General features: G+C 43.3%; 19 protein-coding genes. 10 read left to right on the top strand and 9 right to left on the bottom strand.

Annotation, left to right across the window (positions count from 1 at the left end; genetic code table 11):
- Nucleotides 1-32 precede the first annotated feature (32 nt).
- On the bottom strand, nt 33-2,747 hold the full coding sequence (gyrA, locus tag NO989_RS04800; RefSeq protein ID WP_014949646.1) for a DNA topoisomerase (ATP-hydrolyzing) subunit A: 2,715 nt from the start codon (nt 2,745-2,747) through the stop codon (nt 33-35).
- Nucleotides 2,748-3,049: 302 nt separating this feature from the next.
- Here gyrA and ubiG point away from each other — a divergent pair, with 302 nt between their 5' ends.
- The 5 genes from ubiG to NO989_RS04825 all read left to right on the top strand — a co-directional run bounded on the left by ubiG (nt 3,050) and on the right by NO989_RS04825 (nt 9,015).
- The gene (gene ubiG, locus NO989_RS04805) at nt 3,050-3,754 is read left to right on the top strand and encodes a bifunctional 2-polyprenyl-6-hydroxyphenol methylase/3-demethylubiquinol 3-O-methyltransferase UbiG (RefSeq protein ID WP_014949647.1); all 705 of its coding nucleotides are present in this window, start codon (nt 3,050-3,052) and stop codon (nt 3,752-3,754) included.
- Between the two features lie 549 nt (nt 3,755-4,303).
- Nucleotides 4,304-6,625 (top strand): class 1a ribonucleoside-diphosphate reductase subunit alpha, encoded by a 2,322-nt coding sequence (nrdA, locus tag NO989_RS04810; RefSeq protein WP_371342154.1) that lies wholly within the window; start codon nt 4,304-4,306, stop codon nt 6,623-6,625.
- Between the two features lie 122 nt (nt 6,626-6,747).
- Complete coding sequence (gene nrdB / locus NO989_RS04815) at nt 6,748-7,878, top strand: class Ia ribonucleoside-diphosphate reductase subunit beta (RefSeq protein ID WP_014949649.1); 1,131 nt, start codon at nt 6,748-6,750, stop codon at nt 7,876-7,878.
- Nucleotides 7,879-7,890: 12 nt separating this feature from the next.
- Nucleotides 7,891-8,163, top strand: a complete 273-nt coding sequence (gene yfaE / locus NO989_RS04820; RefSeq protein WP_014949650.1) for a class I ribonucleotide reductase maintenance protein YfaE — start codon at nt 7,891-7,893, stop codon at nt 8,161-8,163.
- A 114-nt stretch (nt 8,164-8,277) separates the two neighbouring features.
- Nucleotides 8,278-9,015: an SDR family oxidoreductase gene (locus NO989_RS04825; RefSeq protein WP_348671106.1), complete on the top strand. Its 738-nt coding sequence runs from the start codon at nt 8,278-8,280 to the stop codon at nt 9,013-9,015.
- A gap of 82 nt (nt 9,016-9,097) precedes the next feature.
- Here NO989_RS04825 and NO989_RS04830 read toward each other — a convergent pair whose 3' ends face one another.
- The gene (locus NO989_RS04830) at nt 9,098-9,340 is read right to left on the bottom strand and encodes a DUF2164 domain-containing protein (protein WP_014949652.1); all 243 of its coding nucleotides are present in this window, start codon (nt 9,338-9,340) and stop codon (nt 9,098-9,100) included.
- 326 nt (nt 9,341-9,666) lie between these two features.
- Between NO989_RS04830 and NO989_RS04835 the strand changes: the two genes are divergently transcribed.
- Together NO989_RS04835 and NO989_RS04840 are read left to right on the top strand one after the other, a co-directional pair.
- On the top strand, nt 9,667-9,978 hold the full coding sequence (locus NO989_RS04835) for a hypothetical protein (RefSeq protein ID WP_371342156.1): 312 nt from the start codon (nt 9,667-9,669) through the stop codon (nt 9,976-9,978).
- Nucleotides 9,979-10,308: 330 nt separating this feature from the next.
- Nucleotides 10,309-11,406 (top strand): NADH:flavin oxidoreductase, encoded by a 1,098-nt coding sequence (locus NO989_RS04840; protein WP_039234623.1) that lies wholly within the window; start codon nt 10,309-10,311, stop codon nt 11,404-11,406.
- Nucleotides 11,407-11,443: 37 nt separating this feature from the next.
- On the opposite strand, the gene NO989_RS04845 is transcribed toward NO989_RS04840, so the two are convergent.
- From NO989_RS04845 to dapA, 6 genes are all read right to left on the bottom strand, one after another.
- Nucleotides 11,444-13,777 (bottom strand): EAL domain-containing protein, encoded by a 2,334-nt coding sequence (locus NO989_RS04845; RefSeq protein ID WP_371342158.1) that lies wholly within the window; start codon nt 13,775-13,777, stop codon nt 11,444-11,446.
- A 65-nt stretch (nt 13,778-13,842) separates the two neighbouring features.
- Nucleotides 13,843-15,027, bottom strand: a complete 1,185-nt coding sequence (locus NO989_RS04850) for a diguanylate cyclase (RefSeq protein ID WP_014949656.1) — start codon at nt 15,025-15,027, stop codon at nt 13,843-13,845.
- A gap of 170 nt (nt 15,028-15,197) precedes the next feature.
- Complete coding sequence (locus tag NO989_RS04855) at nt 15,198-16,073, bottom strand: DMT family transporter (RefSeq protein ID WP_039227637.1); 876 nt, start codon at nt 16,071-16,073, stop codon at nt 15,198-15,200.
- A 188-nt stretch (nt 16,074-16,261) separates the two neighbouring features.
- Nucleotides 16,262-16,975 carry a phosphoribosylaminoimidazolesuccinocarboxamide synthase gene (gene purC, locus NO989_RS04860; protein ID WP_342325175.1) on the bottom strand — a complete coding sequence of 238 codons (714 nt, stop codon included), beginning with the start codon at nt 16,973-16,975 and terminating at the stop codon, nt 16,262-16,264.
- 12 nt (nt 16,976-16,987) lie between these two features.
- Entirely contained in the window at nt 16,988-18,091 is a 1,104-nt protein-coding gene (gene bamC, locus NO989_RS04865) for an outer membrane protein assembly factor BamC (protein ID WP_014976679.1), read from the bottom strand.
- A 12-nt stretch (nt 18,092-18,103) separates the two neighbouring features.
- Nucleotides 18,104-18,988: a 4-hydroxy-tetrahydrodipicolinate synthase gene (gene dapA / locus NO989_RS04870; RefSeq protein ID WP_014949660.1), complete on the bottom strand. Its 885-nt coding sequence runs from the start codon at nt 18,986-18,988 to the stop codon at nt 18,104-18,106.
- Between the two features lie 178 nt (nt 18,989-19,166).
- Between dapA and NO989_RS04875 the strand changes: the two genes are divergently transcribed.
- Complete coding sequence (locus NO989_RS04875) at nt 19,167-19,730, top strand: glycine cleavage system protein R (protein WP_014976680.1); 564 nt, start codon at nt 19,167-19,169, stop codon at nt 19,728-19,730.
- Nucleotides 19,708-20,172 (top strand): thioredoxin-dependent thiol peroxidase, encoded by a 465-nt coding sequence (gene bcp, locus NO989_RS04880; RefSeq protein WP_014949662.1) that lies wholly within the window; start codon nt 19,708-19,710, stop codon nt 20,170-20,172. Before NO989_RS04875 ends, bcp begins: the two co-directional genes overlap by 23 nt.
- 160 nt (nt 20,173-20,332) lie before the next feature.
- Here the strand turns inward: bcp and NO989_RS04885 are convergent, their stop codons facing one another.
- Nucleotides 20,333-21,406 carry an AI-2E family transporter gene (locus NO989_RS04885; RefSeq protein WP_014949663.1) on the bottom strand — a complete coding sequence of 358 codons (1,074 nt, stop codon included), beginning with the start codon at nt 21,404-21,406 and terminating at the stop codon, nt 20,333-20,335.
- A gap of 344 nt (nt 21,407-21,750) precedes the next feature.
- Between NO989_RS04885 and NO989_RS04890 the strand changes: the two genes are divergently transcribed.
- Complete coding sequence (locus NO989_RS04890) at nt 21,751-23,214, top strand: M48 family metalloprotease (RefSeq protein ID WP_014949664.1); 1,464 nt, start codon at nt 21,751-21,753, stop codon at nt 23,212-23,214.
- The last annotated feature ends 14 nt before the right edge of the window (nt 23,215-23,228 follow it).

Raw genomic sequence — 23,228 nt, forward strand, 5'->3', positions numbered from 1 at the left:
AATGCGCAAGTATGAATACCTGCGCCCTATCCCTACTCTTCTGTCGTTGAGCCGTCACCGTCTTCTGCGGTGTTCTCTTGCTCTTGAACAGCAGTTTCTGCTTGTTCTGGCGCATCGTCTGAAATGATTAGGTTACCGTCTTCATCGAATTCTTGTAACTCTTCCACTTCTTCAATGCGTTGTAACCCTACAACGTGCTCACCTTCTACTGTACGTATTAAGCGAACGCCTTGTGTGTTACGGCCTACTACTGACACTTCACCTACACGGGTACGAACCAGTGTGCCTTGGTCACTAATAAGCATAATTTCATTGGTTTCGTCTACTTGAACCGCGCCAACCACTTTACCATTACGCTCAGACACTTTAATTGATACAACACCTTGTGTCGCACGGCTCTTAGCAGGGTAATCTTCAAGCGGAGTACGCTTACCGAAACCATTCTCTGTCGCTGTCAGGATTGGGCCGTCGCCTTTAGGAACAATAAGTGATACCACTTTTTGACCATCTTGCAGACGTATACCGCGAACACCTGTGGCTGTTCTTCCCATAGGACGAAGTGCCAGAAGCTCTTCACCTGTTTCTGGGTCGCGCTTAACTTCACCGGTTTCGCTGTCGCGAAGCTTCTCGTTGAAGCGAACCACTTTACCTGCATCAGAGAACAACATTATGTCGTCATCACCGTGAGTGATATCAACACCAATCAGCTCATCCCCTTCGTTCAGGTTAACGGCGATAATACCGCTTGAACGTGGGCGAGAATATAGGCTCAGGTCAGTCTTTTTAACCGTACCGTTTGCCGTCGCCATAAGTACAAACTTGCCTTCTTCAAACTCTTTAATAGGAAGAATAGCAGTAATACGTTCGTTTTCTTCAAGCGGTAGGATGTTAACAATTGGGCGTCCGCGCGCGTTACGGCTAGCAAACGGCAACTGATATACTTTCAACCAGTACAAGCGACCACGGGTTGAGAAGCAAAGTATGTGATCGTGGGTATTAGCTACCAATAATCTTTCGATGAAATCTTCATCTTTCATCTTGGTTGCTGATTTACCACGGCCACCACGACGCTGTGCTTCGTAGTCTGTAAGTTTTTGATATTTCACATAACCTTCGCGAGAAAGCGTTACTACAACATCTTCTTGCTCTATAAGATCTTCAATATCAATATCGTGACTTGCTGCCGTAATTTCAGTACGACGCTCATCACCAAATTCATCACGTACTTTTTCAAGTTCTTCTTGAATCACTTCCATCAAACGCTCTGGGCTGTTTAGGATGTGAAGAAGTTCTGCGATGATCTCTAGAAGTTGCTTATACTCTTCTAGAATTTTCTCGTGCTCAAGACCTGTTAGCTTATGTAAGCGAAGGTCAAGAATAGCTTGCGCTTGCTGCTCAGTAAGGTAGTACTTGCCGTCGCGAATACCAAATTCTGGCATTAACCAGTCAGGGCGTGCAGCGTCATCGCCTGCGCGCTCAAGCATTTGCGCTACATCACCTAAGTCCCAACCTTGTGCTACAAGCGATTTCTTGGCGTCTGCTGGGCTTTGTGACGCTTTAATCAACTCGATAATTGGGTCGATGTTCGCAAGCGCTATCGCCAAACCTTCAAGAATGTGAGCGCGGTCACGGGCTTTACGTAATTCAAAAACAGTACGACGTGTTACTACTTCACGGCGGTGAAGAATAAAGCATTCTAGCGTTTCTTTGAGGTTGAATACCTTAGGCTGACCGTTATCAAGCGCAACCATGTTAATACCGAATACCGTTTGAAGCTGGGTATTCGCATATAAATGATTAAGTAAGACTTCGGCAGATTCGTTGCGTTTAACTTCGATAACAATGCGCATACCGTCTTTATCAGACTCGTCTCGCAGTGCAGAAACGCCTTCGATGCGCTTTTCTTTTACCAGTTCAGCAATCTTCTCAATAAGACGCGCTTTGTTAACCTGGTACGGGATCTCGTTAACAACAATGGTTTCTTTACCGTTGCTGTCAGTTTCAATTTCCGCCTTAGCACGAAGATAAATTTTACCGCGACCTGTGCGATACGCATCTTCAATTCCCTTGCGCCCACTGATCATAGCTGCCGTTGGGAAATCTGGACCTGGGATGTGTGTCATCAAGTCGTCGATGGTAATAGACGGATCTTGAATTAACGCTACGCAGCCGTTGATCACTTCGGTGAGGTTATGTGGCGGAATATTCGTCGCCATACCAACCGCAATACCCGATGAGCCGTTAACAAGAAGGTTAGGCACCTTCGTTGGTAATACTTCAGGAATATGCTCTGTACCATCGTAGTTAGGTACGAAATCTACGGTCTCTTTATCTAAATCGGCAAGTAACTCGTGCGCAATTTTAGCCATGCGAACTTCGGTATAACGCATCGCAGCAGCAGAGTCGCCGTCTACCGATCCGAAGTTACCTTGACCGTCTACTAGCATATAGCGAAGTGAGAACGGTTGGGCCATACGAACAATAGTGTCGTAAACTGCAGAGTCACCGTGAGGGTGATATTTACCAATTACGTCACCTACCACACGGGCAGATTTTTTGTATGGCTTGTTAAAGTCGTTTTTCAGTTCGTTCATTGCGAACAACACACGACGGTGCACTGGCTTCAAGCCATCTCTTACGTCAGGCAAGGCTCGCCCGACAATAACGCTCATCGCGTAATCAAGGTAAGAGTTCTTCAACTCTTCCTCAATATTAACGGGGAGGATTTCTTTAGCGTTATCAGACATAAACTGCTTAATCCCTTTATCTTGGTTTGTTCTGCGTTATCCAGCACTTCGCTTCACATCATTGTGAAAACAAGGCGTGGGAGCGCACTGTTATTATTATGTGGGTCATAATCGTGCTTCGAGTGTACCACTTGATGACAGAATTATGTAGCGCTTAATTACGCTTATTAATCAACTAAAAGGCAAGCGATTATTTTTCGTTCGACCCTTCTTATAATTTGTCTATTTCTGTTTAAAAACAGTGAAACACAACCTCGATTTACGATATCTTAAAAAGAGATAGATTAAGGATTGTTTTACTCATGACGAACGTCGATCAACAAGAAATCAATAAGTTCTCTGAACTCGCTTCACGCTGGTGGGATCCAGAAGGCGAATTTAAGCCATTGCACCTTATTAACCCACTTCGCTTAGACTTCATTAATCAACACAGTGAAGGCCTGTTTGACAAAAAGGTCGTCGATATTGGCTGTGGTGGCGGTATTTTAGCAGAGTCTATGGCGCGTGCAGGCGCGACGGTAACCGGCTTGGATATGGCTGAAGCGTCGTTAGAAGTAGCGAAGCTGCACGGTTTAGAATCAGGTGTAAAAGTTGACTACGTATGTTCAACTGCCGAAGCATTCGCAGAAGCAAATGCGGGACAGTTCGACGTGGTAACCTGTATGGAAATGTTAGAGCATGTACCCGACCCGGCTTCTGTTGTATTGGCCTGTGCTAAGTTGGTTAAGCCTGGTGGCCATGTTTTCTTTTCTACGCTTAACCGAAACCTAAAGTCGTATCTGATGGGGATCGTGGGAGCGGAATATATCCTTAAACTGGTTCCAAAGGGCACCCACGATCACAGTAAGTTCATCAAACCATCTGAACTTATGGCGATGACCGATCATGCTGGTTTGCTGCCTCGAGATATGACAGGTCTACACATGGACCCAATTTCTCAAGGCTTTTATCTCTCTGCGAATAATGTCGACGTTAACTACTTACTATATACAGTAGCGCAAAATTAATTTAACACTATATATTGGGTTGCGGCGATATTTTAAACACCATATATCGTGTTTATATAAAAACTATTTTCTAAGAATAAATTAATTTTTATGTCGAAGAAATAATTAAAAATGCTTGCAATCCAGATATTTTACGCTTGTAGAACGCTAAAAAGTTAGTTGTTACTAACATAAATTTCATGCCAGATTGAGTGCTTGAAATACCACCAGATATTGGGTTGCATTAAGACTAAAACCTCACTATCTTGTGTTTAATTCAGCACGTGATCCCAATGCAGATTTTCTGGGATCGCACAGATCGCTAACGAGATTATGGCAATGCCATATGCAGTGTGTGACATCAACCTCGCTGAAAATATAAATGCAGTGAAAAAATTAAATGAGCAGTCTCTACTTTGTACTTTCAGTATTGGTTTAGGCCGCTTTCGTGTGTGTTGTTATCTGGCGTGAGCCAATGGTGATAATGTCACTCACACTCAATAAATTAAAAATGAAAATGGGCATAACATAGCCCACGCATCAAGCGCTAACAGACAAACGGCCAGTAACATGAACAACAACTTATTAGTCACCAAACGCAACGGTGAAAAAGAGTCCATCGACTTAGAGAAAATCCACAAAGTCGTGACATGGGCAGCCAAAGGACTTAAAAACGTTTCAGTTTCACAAGTTGAAATCAAGGCACAAATCCAGTTTTATGACGGTATCAATACTAGCGAGATCCATGAAACCCTGATCAAATCAGCGGCAGATCTTATTTCTACCGATGCGCCAGATTATCAATACCTAGCTGCGCGCTTGGCCATTTTCCACCTTCGCAAAAAAGCCTATGGTCAATTTGAGCCGCCTGCCCTACTTGAGCATGTAGGTAAGATGGTTGATATGGGCAAATACGATAAGCACTTGCTTGAAGACTACACGCCTGAAGAATTTGCTGAAATGGACTCGTATATCGACCATTGGCGAGACATGAACTTCAGCTACGCTGCAGTTAAACAGCTTGAAGGTAAATACCTGGTTCAAAACCGAGTTACAGGTGAAATCTACGAAAGTGCACAGTTCCTATATATCTTAGTGGCGGCATGTCTTTTCGCAAATTACGATAAAGCGACGCGTATGGACTACATCCGCCGCTTCTATGATGCCGCTTCAACATTCAAGCTGTCATTGCCTACACCTATCATGGCTGGCGTACGTACGCCTACTCGCCAGTTTAGCTCATGTGTACTTATCGAAACCGGCGATAGCCTAGACTCAATCAATGCAACCGCAAGTGCCATTGTTAAATACGTAAGCCAGCGTGCGGGTATCGGTGTAAACGCAGGCCGTATTCGCGCACTAGGTAGCCCTATTCGCGGCGGTGAAGCATTCCATACGGGTTGTATTCCGTTCTACAAATACTTCCAAACAGCCGTTAAAAGCTGTTCACAAGGTGGTGTTCGTGGTGGCGCTGCTACGCTGTTCTACCCTATTTGGCATATGGAAGTTGAATCACTGTTAGTGCTTAAGAACAACCGTGGTGTTGAAGAAAACCGTGTACGTCACCTAGATTACGGCGTTCAGTTCAACAAACTAATGTACCAGCGCATGATGAAAGACGGCTATATCTCACTATTCAGCCCGTCTGACGTTCCAGGTCTTTACGATGCTTTCTTTGCTGACCAAGAGAAGTTTGAAGAGCTATACGTTAAATACGAAAACGACGACAGCATCCGCAAAAAGCAAATTAAAGCCATGGAGCTATTCAGCTTGTTCATGCAAGAGCGTGCAAGCACAGGTCGTATTTATCTTCAAAACGTTGACCACTGTAATACGCACAGTCCGTTTAACCCAGAAGTTGCGCCTGTACGTCAAAGCAACCTGTGTCTTGAAATTGCACTACCAACTAAGCCATTACAGCACGTTAACGACGAAAATGGTGAAATTGCACTTTGTACGCTGTCAGCGTTTAACTTAGGTGCGATTAAGTCTCTTGACGAGTTTGAAGAGCTGTCTGATCTTGCTGTACGTGCCCTAGATAACCTGCTTGATTACCAAGACTATCCTGTTCCTGCTGCATATAACGCAACAATGGGACGTCGTACGCTGGGTGTTGGTGTTATCAACTTTGCATACTACCTTGCTAAAAATGGCGTTAAATATTCTGATCACAGTGCGAACGGTATAGTTCACCGCACGTTCGAAGCAATGCAGTACTATCTACTTAAAGCGTCGAACAATCTTGCTAAAGAAAAAGGTGCGTGTCCTAAGTTTAACGAAACCACCTATTCTCAAGGCATCATGCCAATTGATAGCTACAAGAAAGATCTTGATAGCGTATGTAATGAACCACTTCATTACGACTGGGATGCACTTCGTGAAGAAATCAAAACTCACGGATTGCGTAACTCTACGCTGTCAGCATTAATGCCGTCAGAGACGTCTTCTCAGATTTCTAACGCGACAAACGGCATTGAACCTCCGCGTGGTTTTATCAGCATTAAGTCGAGCAAAGATGGTGTTCTTAAGCAAGTTGTACCTGAGTACGAAACGCTAAGAGACCAATACGAGCTACTTTGGGATATTCCTTCAAACGATGGTTACCTACAACTTGTTGGTATCATGCAGAAGTTTATCGACCAAACTATCTCAGCGAATACCAACTACGATCCAAGCCGTTACGAAGGTAACAAGGTACCAATGAAGCTTCTTCTTAAGGACCTTCTTACTACGTATAAACTGGGTGTTAAAACACTTTATTATCATAACACTCGCGACGGCGCGTCAGACACATCTGCTCTCGATGCTAAAGCGAGCGAGCCTATGCCACGTCAAGAAGAAGTGGTTGTAGAGGAAGATGATGATTGTGCAGGTGGTGCGTGTAAGATTTAGAACACGCCCCCTGTTTAAATGGCAAATGCATAAAAGGAGTTAACTGCATTTGCCATTAACGTTTCGCAGCAAGAATACAAACAATAATACGCGTTAATCATTAAGTTTTTAGTTAGGCCATCATGAAATACACTACGTTTAATCAGCAAAGTACTAATCCATTGATCGAGCCGATGTTTTTCGGTAACCCCGTAAACGTTGCACGCTACGACCAGCAAAAGCATGCCATATTCGAAAAGCTTATTGAGAAGCAAATTAGCTTTTTTTGGCGCCCTGAAGAAGTTGACGTTTCTCGCGACCGTGTTGATTTCCAAAAATTGACCGACCCAGAAAAGCACATCTTTATTTCGAACCTTAAGTACCAAACCCTGTTAGATTCGGTGCAAGGCCGTAGCCCGAACATCGCGTTCTTGCCTATTATTTCACTACCAGAGTTAGAAACTTGGGTTGAAACATGGTCTTTCTTCGAGACTATTCACTCACGTTCGTATACCCATATTTTGAGAAACTTGTTCTCAGACCCAAGCGAAATATTCGAAGATATCGTAGTGAATGACGAAATTAAGCGACGTGCTGCTGATATTTCTAAATATTACGATGATCTCATTTTCGCCACTCAGCTTTGGCAGACACAGGGTGAAGGCGTACATACAGTGAATGGTGTTGCACACACTATCAACATGTATGAGCTTAAGAAGAAGCTTTACCTATGCATGAACTCGGTGAACGCACTGGAAGCAATCCGTTTCTACGTGTCTTTTGCCTGCACATTCGCTTTCGCTGAACGGAAGCTGATGGAAGGTAATTCTAAGATTATTCGTTTGATTGCCCGTGACGAGAATCTGCACTTATCTTCAACACAGCATATCCTTAATTTGTGGGCTAAGGGTAAAGATGACCCTGAAATGGCGCAAATTGCAGAAGAGTGTAAAGAAGAAGCGCGCGCTATCTTCATGAACGCTGTTGAGCAAGAAAAGCAGTGGGCTGACTACTTGTTCCAAAACGGCTCAATGATTGGTTTGAATAAAGAAATTCTTTGCCAGTACGTTGAGTACATTGCGAATCAACGTATGTCTGCTATTGGTCTAGACACCCCGTTCGAGATAAGCAGTAATCCACTTCCATGGATGAATAACTATTTGAATTCAGACAACGTGCAAGTGGCACCTCAAGAGTCTGAAATCAGCTCTTATCTTGTTGGTCAAATCGACTCTGCCGTGAGCGAAGACGACTTTGCTGATTTTGAGCTGTAAAACTACAGCTTAATGAGCAGCAACGATAAATCACTCCGCATCGACGTTGTCGATGTGGGGGCGATTATTTCCCCTTCTGATTCCACTATCTTAAACGCCCTTGAAGCAGCGGACGTTCATATTCACTACCATTGTCGTGAAGGCTTTTGTGGTGCATGCCGCACAAAGCTAATTGAAGGCGAAGTTGAGTACACCACAGATCCCCTCGCCTTCATTGACGACGATGAAATTCTTCCTTGTTGTTGCGTGGCTAAATGCCCGCTAAAAATAAAAGTACCGCTGTAAAATCTTCATTCATCGTTCTCACTATCACACTCACAGTGTTTCTGCGCGTTAGAGTAATCCACTTCAATAGTTTTACGTAGCAACTTAACACTAATCAAACGTAAGGATAATGTTATGAGTGAAGTTTCTGGAAAAGTTGTCATCATTACAGGTGCAAGTAGCGGGCTTGGAGAAGCAACGGCGAAAATGCTTGCGGATAAAGGTGCTAAATTAGTGTTGGGCGCCCGCCGTGAAGACCGTCTTAAAAAACTTGTAGATGAAATTGAATCTTCAGGTGGCCAAGCTACTTATCAAACGGTAGATGTCACGAAAAAGGATGAAGTCAAGGCGCTTGCGAAAGCGGCCATAGATGCCTATGGGCGTATTGACGTGCTCGTCAACAATGCTGGTCTTATGCCACTCGCTCCGCTTGACGAGATGAAAGTTGACGAGTGGGATCAGATGATAGATGTAAACATAAAAGGCGTTATGTATGGAGTAGCAGCTGTATTAGGACAAATGCGAGAGCAAAAAAGCGGGCATGTTATCAATCTTTCCTCTGTGGCAGGTCATGTTGTGTTCCCTGGAGCAACGGTTTATTGCGCAACTAAATTCGCTGTTAAAGCAATAAGTGAAGGCATTCGCAGGGAGTCAAATGGTGAAATTCGCTCTACCAACATCTCACCTGGTGCAGTGGCGACAGAACTTACTGACCACATTTCTCACAAAGACTCAAAGCAAATGGCAGATGATATGTATGACGATGCTATCGATGCAGATGCTATTGCACGTGCAGTAACGTTTGCCATAGAGCAGCCTGGCGACGTAGACATAAACGAAATGATCATCAGACCTACCCGTCAGGAACTCTAATACAGCTCATTTCTAACGTAATGGTATTGATTGGCCATCTAATGATTAAGCCTGCAAATGCAGGCTTAATTTATTTCTGAATTTAAAGTACTTTTTCGATGGCATACAATTCTTCATCAATGACCTGTAAGCGAGATGCTACAACGGCTCTCGCGTCGTTTACGCCTTTATTATAAAACGATGCGCCCATTTCTTTACTAATGAAGTCCAGAAGAAATTCTCCGTCAAATTGACCAAGTTCCACGCTTAATTCATCATCAAAATATCGTTGCAGTTTAGCGACTAGCGCGTCTTTTTCCTCACGGGTAAATGCAATATCACTCATTGTCATCCTTCATTTGTCACTTATAAAATGTCACGTTCTTTGTTTTAGACTCAACTATCGTTTTTCTTGTTCGTTAGCAATTATAAACGTTTTAACGTTAACACGCCGCACGCCTAATTTTAGATTTTTTTAGCATGTAGACTCGGCCTGGTATGATTTTCGTATACACCTTGTAGACTTCTCTATTTTTAATTGCTGATTGTCTAAAAACAGATATTTTAATGCAGAGTCTACATGCCCTTTTGTTCAAAGCACTATCGCAATAGTTTGCGTAGATAATTACATCAAAATGGGGCATCGCTTTCACGTAATTTGCGAGGTTAACAATGAAAGTTCTACCTATTATCGGAATAACAACCGTACTAGCAGCAAATAGTTTACCTGCTTGCGCCAACCCTAACCCTCATAAAGATAAATCACTCCCTCCGGGTATAGAAAAAAAGTATGAACGAACAGGTGAATTACCGCCGGGTTGGGAAAAAAAGCTAGCCGTTGGAAATCGTTTAGATCGTGATATTTACAACCATGCCCGCATCATTGTGCCTTTGGGAGAAGACGGGTTAGTAACAGTTCGCATTGAAAACAAAGTGGTACGCCTTTTTCAAGCCACAAGGGAAATTGTAGAGATTTTAGATTAAGCCTGCTCATATCTGAAAGAGAGCTTCTGATATGGCGCTCTTAGCTCACTTTTACTTATGGCTTACTATCAACATTTGAAAATTGACTTGCCCTCACTCGACAGTAGTATCTGGAATCAACCATAGTTTTTTAGTTGGGTAGCCATCATGTTATTCCTGCAACACATCACGCAGGATATACTAGAGCCAGTTATTCTTTGTTGTACATCAAGACTCAACAATCCCCAACTTAATGACTTGTTTAACACTTCTATAATAATGGCGGCGTTTCATTTTCTATGATGAAAGTACAAACGGCCCCAATTGCAATAAAGAAATCAGGAACAAAAAATGGCAGCTAACGCACTGTTTAAGCCTTACTCACAGGGCAACCTATCGTTAACCAACCGAATTGTTATGGCCCCCATGACTCGTCAATTTTCGCCTAACGGCGTACCTACCAACGATGTAGCTGGTTACTATAAGCGCCGCGCTCAAGGTGGCACAGGTTTGATTATCACCGAGGGCACTACAGTAAACGATAAAGTCGCTACGATGGACGCAAATATCCCTCAATTCCATGGCGATGAAGCGCTAGCCGGTTGGAAAAATGTGGTAGATGAAGTTCACAGTGTCGGTGGGAAAATTATGCCTCAACTATGGCACGTGGGTATGGCGAGGGTAGCGGAAAAAGCGCCTTATCCTGAACTTCCAAGTGCAGGGCCTTCAGGTTTATTCAAACCAGGAAAACAGGGCGCTGAACCTATGACCGTTGAACACATTGAATCCGTGATTACTGCCTTTGCACAAGCAGCAGCAGATGCCAAAACTATCGGTATGGATGGAATTGAGATTCACGGTGCTCATGGTTATCTAATCGACCAGTTCTTCTGGGAAGGCACAAACCAGCGAACTGACAGTTGGGGCGGTAACATGGAAAATCGTGGACGATTTGCGGTTGAAATAATTAAAGCCATACGTGATGCAACAGGTCCCGATTTTCCGATCGTACTGCGCTATTCGCAGTGGAAACAACAAGATTACACCGCTCGTTTAGCGCACACGCCCCAAGAACTAGAACAGTTTCTTCTTCCGCTAAGTGAAGCTGGTGTAGATGTTTTTCATTGTTCTCAGCGCCGCTATTGGGAAAACGAATTTGAAGGCAGTGATTTAAACCTTGCAGGCTGGACGAAAAAATTAACTGGCAAGCCCACCATAACGGTAGGGTCAGTTGGGCTAAATGACGACTTCTTCGGCGCATTCAAAGGGCAAGATTCCAGCACTCGCTCAGTCGATGATTTACTTGAACGTTTAGACGCTGGCGAATTTGATCTGGTTGCTGTAGGAAGAGCGCTACTACAAGATCCAAACTGGGCAAACAAAATAAAAGAAAACCGCACCAACGAACTAGAGCAATACTCTGGAAAAGCCTTAGCAACGCTATCTTAAGCCCGATTAAATTAAGCACTAGCGCGGCAAAGTTGCGCTAGTGCCTCTCCCAAAAGGACTCAAAGTCTGATTTGCTGAGCGGTTTTGCAATGAAATAACCCTGCGCATAATCACAGCCCATGCTTTTTAGAATATCGTATTGTTCTTGTGTCTCGACACCTTCCGCTACTACCTTTATTCCGAGTTTATTCGCCATCACAATAATGGCTTCGCACAGCACCTTATCATTGCTAACGTCAGTCATCGACTTCACAAAGCTCCTGTCAATCTTGATAAAGTCTGTAGGAAAGCGCTTTAAATAAGAAATAGAGCTGTAACCTGTACCAAAATCATCCAACGCGATATCAACGCCTGCTTGCCTAAACTGGAAAAGCTTCTTGGACACCATCTCATTGGCTTCCATTAATAAGTTTTCCGTGACTTCAAGAAGTATAGAACGCGCAGAGATCTTCTGGTCTAAAAGCAGGTTTAACCATTGAGTTATATTAGATTCTAAATTGAAGTAGTGGCTAGGTGACGTATTAATACTCACCTGCAGCTCTTGACGGTTTTGGGCTTTCCATTGTTTGATATTGGCACAGACTTCATTAAATACCCAATTACTGATATCAATGATGAGTCCAGATTCTTCAGCAAGTGGAATAAATTCATCTGGTGTAATTCTCCCCTTCGTGGGATGCTGCCATCGAAGTAACGCTTCAGCTTTCATCACTTTCTGGCTACTGAAACATGCAATTGGCTGGTACTCAATAAACAATTCTTTGTTCTTAACTGCATAACGCAAATCATTCAACAAGGTCATTCTCTTTATTGCTGCAGTTTGCATGTCGTGGGTATAATACTGATAGTTGTTTTTACCGAGATCTTTAGCACCGTACATCGCTTGGTCGGCATTCTTTAACAGGCCTTTGACATCTTTTGCGTCGTCCGGATATAAGGTGACACCTAGGCTCGCGCTAGTATGCACACGTTCCAGCTCTAAACTATAAGGTTTTACGATCTCGCCAAGTAGCTTTTGTACGACCAGTTCTATAGAACTTAGGCCTTTAATGCCGTTTAGGATAATGACAAATTCGTCACCGCCTAATCGGGAAACGGTGTCATCTGAACGCAAACACTGCTTTATTCTTCTGGCGCACTCAATTAAAAGCTTATCACCTATATCGTGACCAAGCGTGTCATTAATATCTTTGAAATTATCAAGGTCCAAGAATATCACCGCTACCTTATCGCTCTCTCTATCGGCAGCCTTAATGGCTAACTGTAAGTGATCCAACATAAGGTTTCGGTTAGGAAGTCCTGTCAAAGAATCAAAGTTAGCTTGCTTCCATATAAGTTGATTCGCCAGCTCTCTTTCAATAGCGATGCTAGCGATATGCGCGAACTGTTCGATTAAGCGCATTTCGTCCGCTGTCGGTACTGCTCTTTCTCTATGATAAATTGCAAAAGTACCAATAGCGTCACCATTAGCTCCTTGTATTGGCTGTGACCAACAAGAGCATACACCAGCGCGCAATGCTAAATCTTTCCAATCGGTCCAAAACGGGTGCGTACTGATATCTTCAACAATGGTCGGTAAGTTCGTCGCGGCTGTATTTCCACATGATCCCCTGCCTGCACCAAACTCAACGCCATCGATAGCGTCGTTATAAAAGTCGGGTAAAGAAGGCGCAGCACCCTTTTTCAGCTTGCCATCTTCTAATAGCAGGATACTGCAAACTTGATCTGTGTATTCGGCCTCTATAGCATTCACAATGTCGTGGAGTACGGTATGCAATGACTCTGCATTTACCACTTTCTCTAAAATAGCGCTCCTCACACGGGTGATTTTTTGTGTTTGAGCTAGCTTAAATTGGTACTCTTCCAACTGAGTTGAGAGATCATTGAATTCTTGTCGCTGTAGTTCCGACTCTACAAGTTTTGCAAGCTGCTCTAATTGCTGTATTTGAACGCAATTGAATATTTTTGGATTATTATCCGACACACATAGCGTTCCCACCGCAAACCCTTCTATCATCAGCCTAACACCCGCGTAAAAACGAATGTGAGGATGACCAACCACAAAAGGATTGCTTTTGAAGCGAGGGTCCTCTTGAGTATCTGGAACGACTAAGGTTTTGTCCTGCGCTATAGCATGGGCACAAAAGGCGACATCCCTTTCTGTTTCAGTCATATCGAGATTAATAGCCGACTTAAACCACTGCCTACTGTCATCGACAAATGTGATGGATGCGAATCTACAATCAAAAATGCTACTTGCTAGTCGAGTAATACGGTCAAAGCGCTCTTCTGGTGGGGTATCGAGCACTCTCAGTTTGTTGAGTGCGGCTAGCCTCTCATGTTCATTTACAATAGTCGGGGGTGTGCGCACAACTCACTCCTAAATCCAACACGGTCGAATTGCGCACATTGTGCAACACGCTTTCAATAGCGTGGTTAAGCCAGTTGGACATTATTTCTGCCGCTCTCTTTGGCTTTATATAATGCGTCATCGGCTTCCGATAGTGCTGACTCAATAGTGTCATGATGTTCTTTTACATAAGATACACCCGCACTAACAGTGATATCAATAAACTTCCCATTCACATCTAGAGGGTTTTTACTTATTCGATCTCTTAACTTTTCAGCTAACTTGAAGGCGCCTGCGCGGTCGGTATCAGGCAATAAAAGTACGAATTCCTCACCGCCAATGCGCGCTACGCAATCTGCATTACGCGAAGACATTTTTAAAATTTTTGCTACGTGTTTAATCGCTTTATCACCCATGTCGTGGCCGTGAGTGTCGTTGATACGTTTAAAAAAATCGATATCGATCATCACCACTGACAGCGATCGCTTGTAGCGGTGACTAGCCGCTATTGCTTGTTGGGAAACAATCTGAAATGCCCGTCGATTTAGTAAACCAGATAGGTAATCAAAATTAGCGTCTCGCTGGAGCTTAGTGGCAAAACGACTTACCTTTGCCACCATTGGACGAAATATGAAAAACGCTTCAACTAATATGGTGAGAATAATGATGCCCAACACTACGTTTTGTGCATTTCTAAGGTCGTTTACTTTTTCCAAACTCTCTTTTTCATATTGCCCAACAATGTTGTGTAACGGTGTTAGCAGGTCGCTTTCTGCGAGTTGTAAAAACATCAAACTTCCGTTAGAAAACTGGACAGCGCCAACATTACCATTTTCTGAAAGTGCGGCCCTTATCTCGCCTTCAAATAACTTTATTTTCTTATCTACATCAGAGGGAGGCATAAAATAGAGGTTATACAGTTCTTCAGAAAGTGGGCTGGGTTGACCTTTTGATAATGCTTCAAAATGTGGTGCTAGCAGAAACTGATGGTTTTGCTTCATTTTCTCAATCGCAGCTATAGAGAGTCTTTTTGATTTTTGAGCGCCAGTTTGCAAGTAATCGACCGCAAACATACTGGCTCTTTGCGAAAGCATGCGTTGCTGACCACTTACGTTAACAATTTTGCCAGTATTGTTCTGCTCTGAAATGACTTCATCTAACATGAAGTGAACAACCAGAGACAGTACCGCAATCACTGAAAGCGAAATAACATAAGTTAGCGTTAACAATCTGCCTGGATTTCTTATCGTTATTGGATCTTCTGCGTTCATAACTGCGTTCCCATTATTTAGTGATCTACTACGTTAGCACTGTTGGAAAATTCAAATATTGCTCTTTAGTCTAGAAATATGCGTTAACGCTCCCCCATTAAACTTTATAGAACTATTTCGCCACGGCGGAAAATAACGCTTTTTCTGTTTTAAACGTAGCGTATAAAACGCTATTTTTTTATAACCAAGTAGATGCCACCCAACGTAGCTATTGAAGCAACCAGGATCTGCATTGTGAGTGGCTCACCAAGCGCTATCCACCCCATCAGCGATGCTATGACAGGCACGCTCAGTTGCACTGTCGCGGCGGTGGTTGATTTGATAAGGGGAAGCGCGCTGTACCAAATAGCGTATCCGCAACCCGATGCAAACACCCCTGATGCAAGCGCGTAATAAACACCCTCGCTATCTAAGACAAAATTATCTGCGCCCACGAAGCAAACCACACCAACCAAAGGAACACAGAAAAACGCGGCATAGACAAAATTACCCGATGTAGATAAAAGGGCTGAGCTACTTTTTTTACCCAAAAGCGAATAGACGCCCCAAGCCATACCCGCCAAAACCATAACCGCGCCTGCTAAAAGAGGCGGTGCTGCCGCGCTAGGCAACAGTAAGATAACAAGGCCTAAAAATGCCAACACAAACCCCAACCACTGCCATTTTTTAAATCGCTCGCCATTGAACAATCCTACGGAAATCATAGTGAGTTGCACGGCACCAAATAATAAAAGTGCCCCCGTTCCCGTGGACATTGAAATATAGGCATATGAAAAGCAGATAGCGTAAACGAACAACGAAATGCCACCGAGTACGCTGGCGTTGGTTTTTAGGCCATGAAAAAGGCCTTGAGAAGGCACGCTCTCACTTTTGCGACGTAGGAAATAAGAAGACAAAAGTAACAACGCTATCGCCCCGCTCGCTAAGCGTAAGATAGTAAAACTAGCAGGGTCTATATCGGTGTTAGCAAGAGCCATGCGGCAAAGTAGCGAATTAGCAGCAAATGCAATCATGGCAATAGCGACCAATACAAAGGTTTTCAACAAACCGAATCTCCCTAGTTTTAAACGCAAAAATGCTTAGCAGTACGCTAACTTATCCCGTAATGTATCGAAAAGTAAATGCTTAAACGCAAGAGACAATATTTTACAACGACGTAGACAGGTCAAACTGCCTAAAACGAAAAAGAGGACCGAAAGGTCCTCTTTAAATTAGTTATTACTTGATGAGAGTTTTAAAGCGATAAGCCTAAGCGCTCAGCCACTTCAATATAGGTCTCGACTACAGAGCCCAAACCTTGTCTAAAGCGGTCTTTGTCCATCTTTCTACGGTTTTCTTTATCCCACAAGCGACAGCCATCTGGTGTGAACTCATCACCTAGTACGATATTGCCATCTTTGTCGACACCAAACTCTAGTTTATAGTCTACAAGCAACATACCCGCGTCATCAAAGAGTGCTTTCAAAACACTGTTAACCTTGAAGGTCAATGCTTTCATTTCAGCAATTTGCGCTTCGGTTGCCCAACCAAATGATAAAATATGGTAGTCATTTACCATTGGGTCGTGAAGTGCATCATTTTTTAAGAAAAACTCGAAAATAGGTGGGTTAAGCTCTTTGCCCTCTTCCACACCCAGTCTGCGAACTAAAGAGCCAGCAGACAAGTTTCTCACCACACACTCAACAGGGATCATGTCGAGCTTCTTAACCAAAGACTCAGTGTCAGAAACCAGCGCCTCAACTTGCGTTGCAATGCCTGCTTCTTCAAGCTTTGTCATAATAAAGTGATTAAACTTGTTGTTTACTTCACCTTTGCGTTCTAGCTGTTCAATCTTCTCACCATCAAACGCCGAAGTGTCGTTTCTAAAGTGAAGAATAAGTTTATCGCTATCATCAGTGTAATAAACAGTTTTTGCTTTACCGCGGTAAAGCTCGTCGCGTTTTTCCATTCTCAGTCTCAGTTATATATCAAGGTTATCTTCTGACATGACCTCAGCAAATGCACTGTAAAGGTCGGAAACCTGATTTGCTTCAAACGGTACACTTTCATTATTCATGAAGGTAACTGACGTGCGATCTGCACCCGCTCTTGCAACTTTCAAACGATAGTCACCTTTCTTTAGTAACTCTTTATCGCTTGAGAATAAACCATCCCACCAACTACCTTGATCACCATTGTAAGTGACAAATAATAGGCCGTTTGATTTATCTAAATCTTTAACGTCAAAACCAAGCTTACGCAGTACTAACAGCATTCTTGGCCACGCTACATCATACTTAGCTTCTACGATATACGCCGCATCACCATCGGCATTAAAGCCCATCTCGGTATTGATACCCTGACGGATACGAGCAATTCTTCGTGTCTCTGCTAGCTGAATTTGGTACTCATAGTGACCAACAACTTGGTTCAACACCTCAACTTCTTCGCGACGTTCTTCCATTGAAGAGACTTCTGCAACCACGTCGTTGCCCAATGTTTGCATATAGTCCTTTAATTCAACAGTAAGCGCAGCACTACGGCCGTGAGGTTTAACGTCTAAGCTGAATTCAAAACGTCGACCGATTTCGGTTTCTTCATCTATAAAGCTATACCAAGGACCTTCGACTTCTTTAGTTATCACCATCCAGTCAGTAACCAGCACTTTCTCTTCTGGACTAAAGCTATCTACACCAATACCTTGTTCATCTAAGAAACTTAAAAGCGAGTTCCAAATTGCTTGGCTTAGCGGCTGACTATCGTCAACCTGGTCAAACCAAATGGTTGCTGAACTCTTACCTTCCTCAATGTGAGAACCTGTAACTAACGGTAAAACTAATGCTGGCGAGCGAACCATCAACGACTTGCCCACCAAATTTGAATCGGCCTCTTGACCTAACTCAGGTAATACAAAATCACGAGAAAAAGCAGGTGCATCTAAGTCAGAAGGTACTTTTAGCGATTCTTGTTCTTTAGTTTTTAAGTATTCGTAGCTGCCAGACGCGGTCTTTCTATCTATTTGGCTTGAACAACCTGCAAGTGCAACCATCGCTACTGAACTTGCTATAGCCAGCGTTCTTTTCATCTGTGTTCCTTATTAACCAGAAATCAATGCGTATTTTTTTAGTAGTTCTTCGATACGTTTTTGGCTTGATAGTTCCGGTAAAACCATAGGTAATCGCATAACTGCGCTTTCCATCATGCCCATTTTATACAATGCCCACTTCGGCATTACTGGATTTGGTTCAATAAATAGTTCGCTGTGAAGTAATTTAATGGTTTCATCGATATCGCGACATTTATCAAAATTATTTTCTAGCGCAGCTTCACACATTTGTGCGATTGCTTTAGGCACTATGTTAGCAGTTACGGAGATAACGCCATGACCGCCTTCACACATAAACTCGCAGCTTGAACCGTCATCGCCGCTAAGTAAAACAAAGTCATCGGGAACCAAAGGCTGAGTAGCCTTAAGGCGTGCAATATTGCCAGTCGCGTCTTTAAGGCCAACGATATTTTTGTGCGTTGCTAATTTAGCCACCGTTTCAGGCAGCATGTCGGCTACGGTGCGGCCAGGCACATTGTAAAGAATAACAGGTAAGTCGCTGGCGTCTGCAATTGCATTAAAGTGCGCGACCATACCCGCCTGTTGAGGCTTATTGTAATAAGGTACTACGCTTAGGAAACCGTCTATACCTGTAGAGCCTAATTGCTCTGTAAGAAAAATAGCCTCTGCCGTAGAGTTTGCGCCACTGCCGGCAATAACCGGAATTGCTCCCGATGCCATAGCAACGGTTTCTTTAACCACATTGATGTGTTCATCAAAAGGTAGCGTTGCTGACTCACCAGTAGTTCCAACCGACACTATACCGTGGGTGCCCTGCTCTACATGAAACTTCACAAGTTTCTCTAAAGACTTGTAATCAATATCGCCGTTTTCGAACATCGGCGTGACGAGTGCTACGTAACTACCAGTAAACATAATCTCTCCGAAAAATGTGAGCGCACATGGTAAATATGTCGGTGCTTAAACACAAGTAATAGCGCAAGTAAAATGACAAGAATTTGACAATATCTTATTCAAAGGCAAGAAAAAGGCGCTGACTTATAAAAAAACTCTGTGCTAACATCCCGACATTATTAACATTGAAGTGAAGTAGATGTCGAAACACCAACTTATCGTCACCATCTTGGGGACAGACAAAAGTGGCATTTTAAGCGAAATTGCAACGACGGTATCAGAAGCTCAGTGCAATATTCTAGATAGCAGGCAAGCCATTTACGGCAAAGAGTTCTCGTTGACCATGATCATAGAAGGAACGCAAAGCGCTATCACAAAAGCTGAATGTATTTTACCTTCGCTATTTCAGCGTCTTGACCTGCTTTCTATGATGAAGCGCACTAGCCATCACGAAAAGCAAAACCTTGCCCATCTTTTTAATGTCGAGTTTAGTGGCGAAGATGCAGCTGGCTTGATTAAAGCGGTGACCGGATTTTTTGCCGAGCGTCATGCAATGATAAGTGCATTTAGACAACGCACATTTAAAGACAAGACATCGGGTAAAGACAACATGCGCTGCAAATTTGTTGTTTCTCTTCCCTCTAATGAAAATGTAGACGCACTAGAATCTGATCTAATGTCCCTGTTCACTTCGTTAAATGTGACAGGCAAAGTTGTAGACAAACAAAAAAAGGATCCCAATGAAAACGTTACAAGCTGGTGATAAAGCCCCACAATTCTCATTGCAGAACCAAAATGATGAAACCGTATCTTTAGCTGATTTCGCAGGTAAAAAAGTACTGGTTTATTTTTACCCTAAAGCGATGACGCCTGGTTGCACAGTACAAGCCCAGGGCTTACGCGACGTAAACGAAGAACTAACGGCGAAAAATGTGGTTGTGCTAGGAATTAGCCCAGATGCAGTTAAACGCCTGCCTAAATTCATCGAAAAAGAAAACCTAAACTTTACGTTGCTTTCTGATGAAGACCACGCCGTTGCCGACGCTTTTGGTGTGTGGGGACCTAAAAAGTTTATGGGTAAAGAGTATGATGGCATTCATCGCCAAACATTCCTCGTGGATGAAAACGGTGTTATTGAGCACGTTTTCAACAAGTTCAAAACAAAAGAACACCACACCGTAGTACTTGATTATCTAAACAGCTAAACCGGTATAGAATTTAAAAAGCCCCGATAACATTATGTTTTCGGGGCTTTTTTATACTTGTTCAATTCGTATCAGTGTTTACCTATAACGCCTATTTGAATCAGTACTCGTTTTGGATCTCGTACTGGATGGCGCTGACTGGTTCGCCAAATGGGAATAACTACTTTGCCTCTTCGGGTACAATAACGGGGTTACTAGACCACGCTGTAATTACCGCCTTCACGAGGGTAGCGAGAGGAATAGCGAAAAATACGCCCCAGAACCCCCAAAGACCTCCAAACACTAATACTGCAACGATTATATAAAGCGGATGCAAGCTAACCGCCTCCGAGAATAGCAGCGGTACCAACAAGTTACCGTCTAACGCCTGAATAATGCCGTACGCTATCATTAAATACCAAAATTCTGGTGAAATACCCCACTGAAACATAGCGACAACGGCCACGGGTATAGTAACCACTGCTGCACCGATGTACGGAATAAGTACTGAAAATCCCACCAATACGCCAAGCAAAATAGCATAACGTAAGTCCATCAATACAAACGTTACGCAGCTCACCGCGCCAACAATTATAATCTCGATCACTTTGCCGCGAATATAGTTGGCAATTTGAGAGTTCATTTCGTGACCAACTTGCGTAATTAAGCGTCGCTCCTTAGGCAGCAAGCGAGATATGCTGTCTAAAAAGAAAAGCTTATCTTTTAGCATGAAAAACACCATAAGCGGTACGAGGATCACGTAAACGAGCAACGCAGCTAAGTTGGCGATATTACTAAACGAAGCAGAAATAAGGGTTTCGCCCACCTCAACCAGTTTGTCATTTAAACCTTCCATCATTTGATGGATTTGATATACCTGAACGTAATCTGGATATTTGTCCGGAAGCGTTAATATCCATTCTTGTGCTTTCTGCCATATTAGCGGCGTTTCTTGAATCAAGTTAACGCTTTGCTTTGATATAATTGGAACAAGGCCAATTAAGGTTAATATGGTTATAGTGATAAAGCCGAGCATTACAACGACGCAGGCGAGCGTTCTACTTACACCGACATTTACCAAGCGACAGACTGGCCAATCGAGTAAATACGCAATCACTGCTGCAACCAACACAGGCATAATTAGCCCGCCCCACAATAGCAACACTGCCGTGGTCAAAAGGATCAAGATAAGCAACATTGCTGCATCAGGATCAGAAAATTTGCGTCGGTACCAACGACCAAAAACGCTAATCATATAAACGCCTAGAAATTACTAAGAATAGGACACGCATCATAGTTGATAGCGCTAGCACTTAGCAATAAGTAGCACTTAAGAATCTTTCAAAATCAAACTGGTATGATGTTTTTACAGTATAAGCATTAGTGTGTAGAGTGGTTGTTACAACAGTAAAAGAATAAACTGGATGCGTTTGTGTCGCATTGGTATAACTGACGTGTCATAAACGAGATGGCATAGGCGATATTGCCTTGTGTCTTCGAAAATGATGCATATAAGAAAAAAATAAAATTTGAAACTGTTTAGCAACTTAGCGCTCTAAGGATTAAGCAGTATTAACCGTATACAATGATTGTAGGTTCATGAGAAAAAAGTTTTCAGCATCTTTGGTTGCCCTTTCCTTCGTGCTCACATCGAGCCTCACGGCTGTTGCACAAGATGCCAATTACAGCAATAAAAATGCGTTACCTGAAATAGGTGTTGTTGCGTCAGACGCCATATCGCTTGATAAGGAGATGATCGTAGGCGATGCCGTAATGCGGCAAATGCGCGGTCAAAGTCCTGTAATCTCAGATCCGGTGCTGGATGAATATTTACAGGATGTAGGCAACCGATTGGTTGTCCATGCTGACAACGCCAAATTTCCTTTTGAATTTTTCTGGGTGAATAATGATGCCATTAACGCATTTGCGTTTTTTGGCGGTCACATTGGTGTTCACACGGGTTTAATGCGTCGTGCTGAAAATGAAAGTGAACTGGCTTCGGTGCTAGCGCACGAAATTTCTCACGTAACTCAACGCCACATAGCACGACGTATGCAGGCGCAGCAGCGCTCATCTCCCCTTGCCTTGGCGTCACTTATCGGCGGGGTGCTAATTGCAATGGCCAACCCAGAAGCGGGTATTGCGGCCATGCAGGCGGGAACCGCAGCCTCTGCACAATTGCAAATCGACTATACCCGTTCGAATGAACAAGAAGCCGATAGAATTGGTATCGCAATGCTTGCTCGTGCGGGCTTCGATCCGAGTGCGGCTGCTTCATTCTTTTCTACCATGGCGGAAGAGTACCGCATGGTTTCTCGTCCACCCGCAAGGCTGCTCACTCACCCTTTAACCGAAACCCGTATTGCTGATGCGAGAAATCGCGCTGGTGACTATCCTAGACGCTACTTACCCATTAACAAGCAATTCGAGTTGGCTAAAGCACGTATAAAGGCACGCTACTCGTTTAAAGCTGATTACGCTGTAGAATATTTCGAAGCGGCCGTGGCTCAAGACGTACAGCGCAGTAAAGAAGCGTCATTATATGGTTTAGCGCTTGCTTATATGCGCGCCGAAAAAATCGAAAAAGCCAAAGACATTATGGATGAGTTAATAGCAAAAGATAGAGGAAACCTCTTTTATCTCGACGCTATGACAGATATCTATATTTCTCAAGGTGAGCCTTTAAAAGCCGTTGAAATGCTAAGACCTCACGTTACGCATAACCCTAGAAATCAAGTATTGGCGCTGAACCAGGCCAATGCTTACATAAGCGCAAACAAATATGAAGAAGCGGTGTCTCTACTTAAAGATTTCCTGCTGGTTAAAAAAGATTATCAACTGGCACATCAGTTGATGAGTGAGGCGTATCAAAAGTCGAAACGTTTCTCGCAAATGCATCAGAGCAAAGCGGAAGTATATGCATTGTATGGTGCTTATAACCGCGCGGTTGACGAACTACAATATGCGTATAATTTCGCAGGCGATGATCACCTTGAAAAACAAAGAATCAGAGCGAGAATAAAACAATTTCGCGACCAAGAAGAGCGTTTACAACGACTCTAGACCATCGCACTTCC

This window comes from Alteromonas sp. DY56-G5, assembly GCF_041414725.1.
Classification (GTDB): Bacteria; Pseudomonadota; Gammaproteobacteria; order Enterobacterales; family Alteromonadaceae; genus Alteromonas; species Alteromonas macleodii.